The organism is Alicyclobacillus mali NBRC 102425 (genome assembly GCF_001570745.1).
In the GTDB taxonomy this organism is placed as follows: Bacteria; Bacillota; Bacilli; order Alicyclobacillales; family Alicyclobacillaceae; genus Alicyclobacillus; species Alicyclobacillus mali.
On record NZ_BCSG01000012.1, the window covers coordinates 1 to 11522 of the forward strand.

General features: G+C 58.5%; 11 protein-coding genes and 1 riboswitch. Of the genes, 10 read left to right on the plus strand and 1 reads right to left on the minus strand.

Features of this window, described 5'->3' with window-relative positions; genetic code table 11:
* The first annotated feature begins 40 nt into the window (after positions 1–40).
* On the plus strand, positions 41–1954 hold the full coding sequence (gene pabB / locus AMA01_RS05280) for an aminodeoxychorismate synthase component I (protein ID WP_067848429.1): 1914 nt from the start codon (positions 41–43) through the stop codon (positions 1952–1954).
* Positions 1947–2858: an RluA family pseudouridine synthase gene (locus AMA01_RS05285; RefSeq protein ID WP_067848432.1), complete on the plus strand. Its 912-nt coding sequence runs from the start codon at positions 1947–1949 to the stop codon at positions 2856–2858. The genes pabB and AMA01_RS05285 overlap by 8 nt, the downstream gene beginning before the upstream one ends.
* A 14-nt stretch (positions 2859–2872) precedes the next feature.
* Here the strand turns inward: AMA01_RS05285 and AMA01_RS05290 are convergent, their stop codons facing one another.
* Entirely contained in the window at positions 2873–3277 is a 405-nt protein-coding gene (locus tag AMA01_RS05290) for an acyl-CoA thioesterase (protein ID WP_067848435.1), read from the minus strand.
* 177 nt (positions 3278–3454) lie between these two features.
* On the opposite strand from AMA01_RS05290, the gene AMA01_RS05295 reads away from it, so the two are divergent.
* From AMA01_RS05295 to AMA01_RS05330, 8 genes are all read left to right on the plus strand, one after another.
* Positions 3455–4405, plus strand: a complete 951-nt coding sequence (locus AMA01_RS05295) for a M23 family metallopeptidase (protein WP_082744008.1) — start codon at positions 3455–3457, stop codon at positions 4403–4405.
* Positions 4406–4565: 160 nt separating this feature from the next.
* Complete coding sequence (locus AMA01_RS05300) at positions 4566–5060, plus strand: acyl-CoA thioesterase (RefSeq protein ID WP_067848438.1); 495 nt, start codon at positions 4566–4568, stop codon at positions 5058–5060.
* Positions 5061–5100: 40 nt separating this feature from the next.
* Positions 5101–6378: an O-antigen ligase family protein gene (locus AMA01_RS05305; protein ID WP_067848441.1), complete on the plus strand. Its 1278-nt coding sequence runs from the start codon at positions 5101–5103 to the stop codon at positions 6376–6378.
* Positions 6371–8029 (plus strand): hypothetical protein, encoded by a 1659-nt coding sequence (locus tag AMA01_RS05310; protein WP_067848444.1) that lies wholly within the window; start codon positions 6371–6373, stop codon positions 8027–8029. The genes AMA01_RS05305 and AMA01_RS05310 overlap by 8 nt, the downstream gene beginning before the upstream one ends.
* Positions 8030–8109: 80 nt before the next feature.
* Positions 8110–8811: a hypothetical protein gene (locus AMA01_RS05315; RefSeq protein ID WP_231862827.1), complete on the plus strand. Its 702-nt coding sequence runs from the start codon at positions 8110–8112 to the stop codon at positions 8809–8811.
* Between the two features lie 35 nt (positions 8812–8846).
* A riboswitch (cyclic di-AMP (ydaO/yuaA leader) is annotated at positions 8847–8979 on the plus strand.
* Between the two features lie 380 nt (positions 8980–9359).
* Positions 9360–9704, plus strand: coding sequence for a 50S ribosomal protein L19 (rplS, locus tag AMA01_RS05320; protein ID WP_008336457.1), 345 nt, complete (start codon positions 9360–9362; stop codon positions 9702–9704).
* Between the two features lie 68 nt (positions 9705–9772).
* Complete coding sequence (ylqF, locus tag AMA01_RS05325) at positions 9773–10663, plus strand: ribosome biogenesis GTPase YlqF (RefSeq protein WP_230087844.1); 891 nt, start codon at positions 9773–9775, stop codon at positions 10661–10663.
* A gap of 72 nt (positions 10664–10735) precedes the next feature.
* Positions 10736–11386, plus strand: coding sequence for a ribonuclease HII (locus AMA01_RS05330; protein WP_067848452.1), 651 nt, complete (start codon positions 10736–10738; stop codon positions 11384–11386).
* The last annotated feature ends 136 nt before the right edge of the window (positions 11387–11522 follow it).

The following is an 11522-nucleotide window of genomic DNA, read 5'->3' on the forward strand; positions in this document are numbered from 1 at the left end:
CTAGCCTGGCCTTTTTTAGTGGTAACCGAGGTGTGTTCAAATGGCTGAGCCAGTCAGGCTTGTGTACGATTTTGCATGGGATGGCGAGAGGCCGAAACGCCTCGTGTTTGAGAGCCCTCGTCAGGTGTGGAGCGTTACCGATGTGGGTGACGTGGTGGCTGCGATGGAGGCAGCTGCGGATTGTGCGAAAAACGGTGCCTGGGTGTGCGGCTTTGTGACTTACGAAGCTGCTCCTGCTTTTCAATCGCATCTTCCAGTCCGTCGCCCGTGGGCGGGGTTGCCGCTGGCTTGGTTTGCCGCGTTTGATGAACCGCGAGTAGGCGCTAAGTGCGAGTGGGACGAGCAGCTAAATCCCGCGCTGATGATCGCCGAACAGACAGGTGCACCTGATGGTCGAGGCATATCTCCGATGTGGTGGAGCGGCCTGTCGCGACCGTATCGTGCGACAGTTGAGGCTATTCGCCAGTCGATTGCTCGTGGAGAAGTGTATCAAGTGAACGTCACGGGCCGCTCTCAATTTCGAGGGCTGCTCGTGTCGGAACTCGCATATGAGGACTTGCGTCGGTCGCAGCGAGCCAAGTATGCTGCATGGCTGCGCCTAGAATCATGGGACATTGTGTCGGTTTCACCGGAACTTTTCTATCAGCGCTGTGGGAAGGCCATCGTGACGCGGCCAATGAAGGGGACTTCGCCCAGGGGCAGGGCAGAGACGGAAGATGCCGTTCATCGCGTCAATCTTGAGCGGTCGGAGAAGGAACGGGCGGAGAACCTCATGATCGTCGATCTTTTGCGCAACGATCTTGGGCAAATTGCTGAACCCGGTTCGGTGAAGGTGGAGAAGCTGTTTGACATCGAGGCTTATCCCACCGTGTGGCAGATGACATCCACCATCACCGCGACGCTGCGTGACGAGATCGACACGGTGGATATCTTCCGTGCTCTCTTTCCGTGCGGTTCCGTCACGGGCGCACCGAAGGCGGCAGCCATGGAGGCTATTGTCAAAGCAGAGACGTCGCCGCGCGGCGTGTACTGCGGAGCCATTGGGCTTTGGACACCCGACCATCAAGAGCTTTGGAGCGTCGCGATTCGGACGCTCCTCGGACGGCGAGATCGCGCGACCTGGGTGTACGGCACGGGGAGCGGTGTGACGTGGGACTCAGTGCCGCAGCGCGAGGAAGCCGAGGTGATCTTGAAAGCGGCTGTGCTCAGGCGCGCGGGCGTCGCTTCCTTTCTGGAGCTGCTTGAAACGATGAGGCTTCATGAGGGGGCGTGGTTCCTGTATCAGGAACACCGCGCCCGCGTGTTGGCGTCTGCCCGCACGTTCGGCATCCCGCTTTGTCCGGAGGCGCTTGACCAAGCACTCTCCGCGTGTGCGGCGAGCCATTCAGAAGGAACTTGGCGTGTGAGAGTCCGTGTAACCCTTTCAGGAGATGTTGTCTGCGAGACCGCGCCGTTCGATGGTTCCGGTTTTGTGGCGACCATCCGCGAGGCCATTCGACAGGGCGATCGCCGCGCGCTCGCGATCTCGCCGCAAGCAGTCGATCGACGCTGGATCTGGCTGTACCATAAGACCACAGACCGTGAATTTTATGAACGCATTCGAAGCGGAGCTCCGGGCGCGTGGGACGTGTTGCTGTATAACGAAGACGGGGAATTGACGGAAGGCACGTTCGGGAACATTGCGTATGAACTCGAAAATGTCTGGTACACGCCTCCGGTGGAATGTGGACTGTTGCCTGGCACCCTGCGATCTCGCCTGATCCGCGACGGGGAGTTGCGCGAACGCGCGCTCCATTTGAACGAGATCGACCGTGTCACTCGCTGGTGTTGGTTGAACGGACTTCGCGGCGTTACCGAGGTGTTGGTGGACGGAATGCCGGCAAGGGACGGACAAGCGAGCGATTGGGCCGTTAACCGTGGCGCTCGAATCGAAGGGAGAGGCTCTCGTGATTGAACTGACCATCAGTTCCTCGGATGACGGGAAATTGGTTCATAAGTGGCTTCGGCTGCTTCTGCCGGGTCTACCTCTGTCGGGTGTGTACAAGAGCATTCGCACCGGACGCGTGAAGGTCAACGGAAAACGCGCGAAGCAAGACACGCGTTTGCAAGAGGGTGACGTCGTGCACCTGTACTTCAACGAGGAGGATTTCGCGTCGCTCCGAGAGCACCCCGTTGCAAAATACCAAGGCGTTTCGCGCGCCATCGATGTGCTGTATGAGGACGACGAGATCGTCGCGGTCAACAAACCTGCCGGCATTCTCACCCATCCGGCGGATGGGGAGTACAAGACCAGCCTTGCCGCGCAGGTGGAAGCGTATGTGTACGATCAAGGCGGCAGCGAAGGGGCCTTTCGCGCCGCACCGGTTCATCGCCTCGATCGCAACACAAGTGGTGTCGTCATTTTCGCCAAGACCGCGCGCGCAGCCAAGGCGTGGACTGAGGCATTCCAGCGCGGCGAGGTAGAAAAGGAATATCTCGCGATTGTGGAGGGTGCTTGGTCGGGAGCCGGGCGCGTGGCCGTCGAGGTTCGGCGGGAGGGGAATGTGACTCGCGTCGTGCAAGACAGCGGGAAGCCGAGTGAAACGGCTTACGAGGTCATCGCCTCGAGCCGCGGAACATCGCTTGTGCGGCTGCGCCTGCTGACGGGGCGGACACATCAGATTCGCGTGCACATGGCGCACCTAGGTCATCCGCTATTGGCGGATCGGAAGTATGGCGCTCGTCCCATCCGGGAGGAAAGTTTTTATCTGCACGCGCACAGGGTGAGATGGCATGACGTCGATGTGAAGGCGCCGCTTCCCGGTCGTCTGAAGGACAAATTGCGTTCGCTCGGTTACAAGCTGGACGACCTCGTCTAACTTCGTTGTATCCGTCAGGTTCCAGGTGCTGCGAGCGCGCGCAACGGCTCCGGCACCAGAACAGGTTTCCCGGTTTCTGGAGACACTGTGACGATGATAAACAGGGCTTCGCCGACGAGTGCGCCGAATGGACCAGTGAGACGCTGCCGCATCCGCAGACTTGTGCGCCCCACTCCGTCGAGCCACGTCGTGATGACGAGGCGGTCGTTCTGGTGTGCCGCCTGATGATAATCGACCTCCGCGCGCGCGACGACTGTGACAGCGCCGAGCCCTTTCAGCGTGTGGTAGTCCAGCCCCTGCTGCTCAAACCAATCTTCTCGCCCCCACTCGTAGTACTCTAGGTACTTCGCGTTATTCACATGTCCGTTCACGTCGATTTCGGTACAGCGGACCACGATTTCCATCTGTGTGAGATTCATGGCTCGATGCCTCTTTCTCCTTCGTCATCCCCGGCATACAAACGGCGCATCTGGGGACGGTAACACGTAGAGTCCGGTGAAGGGGTGGTGTTGTTGCGCCGCACTCATTCTATCACGCGCCGTCCCTGGTTCACATGTCTCCTGAGGGTCAATGCATGTGTGTGGGGTGTCGTCATCTTGGCGCTTCCGGCCCAGACGGACGCGGCTCAGACGCGGGCCGGTCATCCTCAGGCGCAGCTCGTACCCGTCTATAAGGCGTACGGCGAAGCGTACGACGTTGACTGGTCTGTGTTAGCCGCCATCGATCGGTATGCCGAACTGACCAAATCGAACGAGGCCCGGGAACGAGCGCCTTATTACGGCTATGCCATGGACGATCCGGCTTGGAGCGGTCCGGGCAATCCGAATCCGCAGGACGTATTCGCCCCCACCATCGCCCTGTTTGGCGGCCTGGGTCAGGACGCGGATGGCGATCGCCTCGCGCTTCCCTTTGACCCGGAGGATCGGATCAAGTCACTGGCGAGGTTCATCGACGAAGAGGCTGGTGAGGACGAGGAGCAGGCCGTGTGGACGCTGTTTCAAGATCCGGTGGCTGTGGAACGGGTCAGCGCGTTTGCGCGGATTTTTCGGACCTTCGGAATTGACCCTCAGGGGCACACGTTTCCAATCGACAAACGATATAACTACACCGTGAAACACACGTTTGGGGCCGGTCGCAGCTACGGCGGACGGCGAATTCACGAGGGTGTGGATATCTTCGCGAGTTACGGCACACCCGTCCTTGCTTGCGCATACGGCTACGTGGAACTGATGGGTTGGAACCGATTTGGTGGCTGGCGGATTGGGATCCGGGACGCAAACAATACGTACTATTACTACGCACATCTGTCAGCCTACGCAAAATCGCTTCGCGTGGGTGATCTGGTTCGGCCCGGGCAGGTCATTGGCTACGTCGGTTCCACGGGATACGGCCCCCCGGGAACAGCGGGCAAATTTCCTCCACATCTCCACTTCGGGATGTATAAGGACACGGGGCGACGTGAATGGGCATTTAACCCTTCGGGGTACCTCTTGCAATGGCAGCGGCAACCGCAGATCGTGACGCGCAGCCCCGTTCCCGCTACCTGATCCGCCGTACGAAAATGAGGTCGAGATCTGTCCAGCGATGTCGACAATGTGATATTGTATAGGACGGAATGCATACGACAGACCTAGGAAACGGGTACCCAGGGTGGTCCGTACCCGTTTTCTTTTGTGTATCCATAGGACCAGCGGAAGGGGGCGGACCGTGGAACCAAGACCTGCTCGTTTGTCTCGGACCTACATGACCGACTTGGTGTTGCCACCGGATACCAATCAGTTTGAGACCATCTTTGGCGGCAAGGTGATGGCGTATATCGACAAGATCGCGGCCATCAGCGCCATGCGGCACGCGCGTCAACGAGTCGTCACCGCGTCGAGCGACAGTTTGGATTTCTTGGCGCCCATTCGTGTCGGACAAGCGATTCACCTCGAGGCGTTTGTCACGTACACGCACAAGACTTCTATGGAGGTCTTTGTAAAAGTTCTGGCCGAGAACTTGCTCACCGGAGAAACGGTCCTTACGGCGAGATCGTATCTGACGTTTGTCGCCATTGATGAACAGGGGCGACCCGTTGAAGTGCCACCCGTGCTTCCGGAGACGGAAGAGGAGAAGGCGCACTACGATTCGGCTCCCCGCCGCAGGGAACACCGACTTGCCCGCCGTCAGGCGGCTTCGCAAGGTGACTTCCCCATGCCCTGAAGAGGGCTGCCATTATGCTGGTTAGGTAGGAGTGGGCGACATGCAAAATCGTTTTCTTGGAATCGCGGATACCGTGTATCGCGCAGCGCCCGCACAATCGCGACTTGTGGGCAGGCGGCTGGCCAGGGCATGTGTCACGCTGCTCGCAGCATTTCCCATCGTGGACTACACGCTTCGACAGTTCGTGCATCCGCTCGGCTCGATTTGGGACAAAATCGTGCTCTTACTTCTCGCGCTTGTCGCGCTGAATCGCGTGATGTGCGGGCATCGTCCGCAGGTGTTCGCTTGGTCAAAATATGCCGGGTGGTACATTGCGTATCTCGTCGCACTTCTGTTCATGGGCCTCGGCAGCCCCGGCACGTCGTTCGACGGATTTCGAGCAGACATGTACGACATGCTGTTTGGCCTTGTGCTGCCGTTCGTAGTGGAACCTGAGGATGCGCCGTTCTTTTTGTACGTGGCGGCTGCGTTGGCGATGCTCATTGGACTCGATGGCCTGCTTCAATATGTGCTTGCTGTGCCTATCCCGCCCGGTTGGGTGGACGTCGGAGAGCATGTTCGGACAAGGGTATTTTCCGTCCTCAAGTCTCCAAACGAGCTTGGCGCCTACATGGAGATGATGGCCCCTCTCATCATCGGCATGGGCTTGGCAGAAAAACATCGCGTTCGAAAGGTCGTCTTTCTTGTTGGAGGGCTCATCTGCCTGATCACATTGCTACTTACATATACTCGAGGGGCCTGGCTTGGGCTCGGCGTAGGCGTGGTTTTGGTGGCACTGGCGTTTGAACGACGTTTGCTCGCGGTGGTCGTCGTCTTGGGGGTCGTCGGCTTTTTCCTGCCGCCCATTCATCACCGGATCATGGACCTGTTTTCGCAGGTTTACTACATCAAGTCGTCTCAGGGCGGGCGACTGGTGCGTTGGCAGCAGGCGTTTGATCAACTTGCTGGAAGTCCGTTGTTTGGCGCAGGACTGGGGCGGTACGGTGGCGCCGTGGCGTCTGACAAAGGGCTGTCCATCTACTCGGACAACTACTACGCCAAGGTGCTGGGCGAGTCGGGACTTGTTGGATTGGTCTTGTTCTTTGCCCTGCACGTGCGCATTGTCGGCGAAGTCGTCCAGAAAGTCGTCCGCAGGGCGGCCGGAGCCCATCGCCCCATTGCCTTGGGCGGACTGGTGGGCGTGATCGCGCTGTTGGTGCACAACGTGGTGGAGAACGTGTTTGAATATCCGGCAAACTGTCTCAATTATTTCCTCATGGTCGGGCTGCTGCTCCTGTGGAGCCGCACCTTCGATGGTCAGGAGGAGAACCATGGTTAAGTCGTGGAAGACCGTCGGTCTGTGGGTTTGGTACGTATTTTGGGCGCTCTTCGCAAACGCCGTCTACGTGTGGATTCTCCGCCCATTGGTGGACGACCTCGCGTTGTACGGCGTGTTGGCCGTGATCGCCATCATCCTGCTGTGGATGACGTCTCTCAAGCGACCGATTCGCCGACGTTGGTTGATGTACACATTGTTCGTGCTCATCGTGGCAGAAGGATATAGTACGCTTGCCTTTGCCAGTAAGCTCAAGCAGGCGTTGGTCGCGATTGTGATGCTCGTGCTGTTGTGGCTTCTCGCGATGCTCATCGGCCGTGTCCGGCCGGTGGCGTCGCTCCTCGGAGGGGCGAGTGTTCTCATCGCGCAGGTGTTTCTGCCGCTCAATGACTGGGCGTTCCTCACGCACTTCAGGGTCTTACAGGATGCGCAGGTGAATCTCCGCGTTCAGAACTCGCCTGAGGCCCCGTTTGCGGTGATCCCGGTCAAGGGCGGACAGGCCATCATCACCATCGATAGCCACATTCCGACGAAGCAGGAATTGGAGCAACGCGCCATCTCGGCCACCGACTCGCCGGATGCGTTGTACAACGTGCTTCAGACGGCTCAAGGGGAGTACGAGATCGTCGAGTTGAAGTCGGTGGGAGGGCACCTGAAGAAGGTAGTTCCTTCGCCGCAGGATTTGGCACGTGTGAATCCGCTCGATCTCGTCCGGGCCTTCTTTCCGTACGAATTGGCGAATTGGTACGTCGAGAACGGTCGCGTTTACGAGTATCTCACGCCGTTTCTGACGGACCAACAGGCCGTTGAGGCTGCGCTTGATCCCGCGTCCTATCCGGCCAGCTTTCAGGCTATTGCTAACCAGGCGAGCGCCAAAGAAGTTGCCAACTGGGACGATTGCCTCGCGCAACTCGGCGTGAAGCCGGATCGATCGGGTGTGTACATTTCGAATGATCGGCTCATGGGCCTTGGCGCTGCTCGAGGCTCGGCCGTAACCATGCAGGCCGAGAGCGTCGTGGGAGAAGGGCATTTTACAACTGCTCAGGACAACCAAATTCTTCTAGTTGGAGACAATTCGCTTCACGTGTACGACGTGAACCTGGGCCGGATCGTGGCGAGTTACCAGGGTTCTGCAGACAATCCCGTGCCAAATGATATTCGAATTGGGCCCCTGGTGTCCGGCGGCCGAGATGCCGTGTTTGTCAATGCGAGCCCGGCCTACATCTTGACCGTCAGCCCTCAGGGCACATGGAAACGCGTGTATACCGCTCCGAGCCAGTCGTTCCGATTTGAAACCGTGCTGACGGGGGTTCGCCTATACCCGGAGATTCTGACAAACGATCCTTCTTACATCCGAAATTCGCCGGTTCGCTACTTTTCCGCATATCGGTTTGTGCCAAGTGCCGACGGTGACGGCCAATTGGTTCGGGTCTGGCGCGTGTTTCGGACGAACGTGGTCAACGAGACGCCACTGCATTTGCAAGGTGTGCCGAGTGAAGTGTTGGCTCTGGATATCTATGGGACAGGCGATTACCTGATTATTGCTCCGTCAAACACGCCGGTCCTGCCGGCAGCTTGTGCCGCACTGGCGGCGATCATCGTCGGCGGATGGTTGTATCGCCCTCGCCGAAATGAGGAGGAGGGTTCCCGATGAAATCGTCTCGTTGGCGACTGCTTGGCCTCGCGATCGGTGCGACTCTTCTTGCCACAGGGTGCACCCCGGGAGTACAGTCTGTGTCCATCGCGTCCGGGACTGCGACACAGGTCGTGAGCCGTCAAGCCGCGTGGGGCCCGCTTGTGCAGGCGATTGAGAAGAGCGAGGCTGCGTCCATGTACAAGTTGCAGACAGCTGTGAACATCCAAAACGGCAATCTGCACACGAGCTTTACGGTATATGGCACAATCCAGCAACCGGATATGGCGAGCATCCAAGTGCACGAAAACAATTTTAATATCGCCTTCTACCAACAGGGTCAGGTCGCTTATCAGCAAGACGGGACCATCTGGTCTCCGGCGCAACCTGTTTCAACGCTCAACGCGTACGCCGGCTATCGCGACGTCGTGGAGTATGCGATGGCGCATCATTTCCCTTTGGTCCAAATGAACCGGACCTATGTGGTGGATGAATACTGTAATGTTTACCGCGTGATTGTTCCTAACGGCACCGTGTCGCTGCCCGCGTTCCTGGGCGGAGCGCCTGGCGCTTCCTCCACAGAGCTATCCAGTCACGCGAGTGAAGTTGCGTACGTATTTTATGTGGGCCAAACGACCGGATATATTCGCCAGATCCAGACGCAATCCGTCGGTGTCGTGGATTCAGTCGGCTCGCTCATCATGCAGACGAGCACCATCTTTCAGGATATTGACAACACGCAATTGGCAAAGGTCCAGATCCCTGTATCGCTCGCTCAGCAGCTCGAACAGGGTGTCCAATGATTGCGTGAGCTTTCTCATACATGGTATAGTGAATTCATGACCTATCGCTGAGTTCCGGATTGGAAGCGGAGGACCCAGGATCGCGGGGTGAATCGCAGCGCGTAGCTGCGTAGGGGCTCCTACACCCGAACCCGTCAGCTAACTCCGTAAGCGTTGTAGGAAGGTCAGGCTTTCCATATCGGAACTTGGCTGAGAGGCAATCTTTCAGTCAAGGAGCTGATCGAAATGGTCATGAAGCCGGAGTTGACGCAGTACGCGCGTGACTTGGAGATCCAGCATGCGTTGAAGCGCATGGAACGCGGCGATGACCGTGGGACGTCCAAGGGCACACGGAAGTTGAGGAGAAGCGTTGAGGTTTGACGAATGAGCTGGGCGCCTGTGGGCGCCCAATTTCATTGTGGGCGTGTGACGTGCGCATATGTCTGCATGTCACGACCAATTCCCAAAGGTCTAGCGTTCGTTGACGGTGTACGCTATAATAATGCGGGTAATCACAGTGGTCCTCTGTCCGATGAGACATGAACACTGGCTGGGAAGGGAGGTCTACCATGAACTTGCTGCGTTCAGTGGTGGAAGACCAACTCCGCAAGGACATTCCGGATTTCCGTCCCGGAGATACGGTGCGGGTTCACGTCAAGGTGCGTGAAGGCGGGCGTGAACGTATTCAGGTCTTCGAGGGCGTGGTGATTCGGCGCCGCGGGAGCGGCATCAGCGAAACCTACACCGTGCGGAAAGTTTCGTATGGGGTCGGCGTCGAGCGGACGTTTCCGCTGCATTCGCCGAAGGTGGACAAGATTGAAGTGGTCCGCCGAGGCAAGGTGCGCCGGGCGAAGTTGCATTATCTTCGTGGGCTATCCGGTAAGGCAGCGCGGATTGCAGAAGTTCGGCGGTAAGGCGTTAGAAAGCGCAGGAGACGACCTGCGCTTTTTTCGTGTTTCGTAAAATGGAAGGTGATAGCAGGTTGCCTATTCAATGGTTTCCTGGCCACATGGCGAAGGCCAAACGGCTGATGGCAGAAGAACTGCGCGGGATTGACGTCGTTGTTGAATTGGCCGACGCACGGTTGCCTGTGTCGAGTCGCAGTCCCGTCCTGGATGAACTCGCGCAAAACAAGCCGCGGATCCTCGTGTTGACGCGGGTGGACCTAGCCGATCGGACATGTACGGAACGTTGGGTGCAGGTGTTTCGCGATGAGGGCGTGACGGCCATTCCGGTGAACGCGAAAAGCGGACAGGGGTTGCGCGCGTTCAGGCGTGCACTGGATGAGGTGGTGGAAGCCAAGTTAAACCGCGCCCGCGCCCGCGGGATTGAGAAGGTGATCACGCGGGGGATGGTCTGTGGCATTCCGAACGTCGGGAAATCGACGTTCGTCAATCAGCTTGCGGGACGGGCCGTAGCCAAGACGGGGGACCGGCCAGGTGTGACTCGGTCGTTACAATGGATCCGTGTGGACCGGACTGAGTTGCTCGACACGCCGGGCGTTTTAGCGCCCAAGTTGGCAAACGAGGAACAAGGGTTGAAGCTAGCCGCAAGTGGGGCCGTGAAAGAAGAGATCTTTGAGGTTTACGAAGTATGCGCCTTTGTGCTCGCGTACATGAGTCAGCGGTATCCTGATGCACTGGCTGATCGCTACGGTCTGCGCGTGGAGGAGCCCGTCGCGTGGACCACCCTGCAGGATGTTTGGCCAGCCGTCCAGCCGTGGTTCGAACGAATCGGGCGATCGCGCGGCGCGCTCTTAGCTGGTGGCGTGATCGACGAGGAACGTGTGGCGAGGATGGTGATTCACGATCTCCAAGACGGAAGACTCGGACCTGTATCGCTTGAATGGCCGGAAGACGAATCTCCTTCGTGAGCAATGAAATTCTTCTTGCTGCAATGGCGGATCCATTGGAGACGAGGTAGACTAACGCCGAGGAGGTGTGAGATGGACGGCTGGATGAGGCGATACCGATTGGACGTGGCGCTGAGCGACGGTCTTCGAGCCGCAGGCGTCGATGAAGTGGGCAGGGGCTGCCTTGCGGGGCCCGTGGTCGCGGCGAGCGTCGTTCTCCCGTTGGAATTGGCGGTGTATGCGGATCTGAAAGATGTGATGGATTCTAAGCAGCTCAAGCCGGGCGCGCGGGAAGAGATGGCGGATCGCATTCGGGCAAAAGCGCTTGCGGTCGGCATTGGCGTGGCAAGCCCTGAAGAAATTGACCGTCTCAACATCCTGCAGGCTACCCAGCTTGCCATGAAGCGGTCGCTCGACGCCCTCCACATTCACCCGGAACTGGCGCTGGTCGACGGGAATCGCGCATTTCGGCATCGGGTTCCTGTTCTACCAGTTGTGGACGGTGATGCGCGGTCACTCTTGATTGCGGCGGCGTCCGTGATCGCCAAGGTCTTTCGCGATCGTCTGATGGCGAAGCTGGATGAGGGGTTTCCTGGTTACGGCTTCTCAGATCACGTGGGTTATGGGACACGTGCGCATTTAGAAGCACTGCAGCGCCTCGGACCCTCTGTCATCCATCGCCTTTCCTTCGCCCCCGTTCGCGCATGTCTGGGAAAAACGGAGATGACGCGATATGGATCCTAGCATCCATCGCATTCCGTCGGCTGAGCTCGGACCTATCACGCGCAGTGTGGACCGCGCACCTCCCGTTGGCGCCGATCGTGCGGAGAGCACGGCACATCCAGCGAAAGGTACTGAAGGGCCATCGCCAGCGGTCGGT

Excerpts from the sequence above, each read along its gene's own strand:
- pabB (WP_067848429.1), top strand. The coding sequence starts at position 41 with ATGGCTGAGCCAGTCAGGCTTGTGTACGATTTTGCATGGGATGGCGAG.
- AMA01_RS05290 (WP_067848435.1), bottom strand. The coding sequence starts at position 3,277 with ATGAATCTCACACAGATGGAAATCGTGGTCCGCTGTACCGAAATCGAC.
- AMA01_RS05305 (WP_067848441.1), top strand. The coding sequence starts at position 5,101 with ATGCAAAATCGTTTTCTTGGAATCGCGGATACCGTGTATCGCGCAGCG.
- AMA01_RS05310 (WP_067848444.1), top strand. The coding sequence starts at position 6,371 with ATGGTTAAGTCGTGGAAGACCGTCGGTCTGTGGGTTTGGTACGTATTT.
- rplS (WP_008336457.1), top strand. The coding sequence starts at position 9,360 with ATGAACTTGCTGCGTTCAGTGGTGGAAGACCAACTCCGCAAGGACATT.
- AMA01_RS05330 (WP_067848452.1), top strand. The coding sequence starts at position 10,736 with ATGGACGGCTGGATGAGGCGATACCGATTGGACGTGGCGCTGAGCGAC.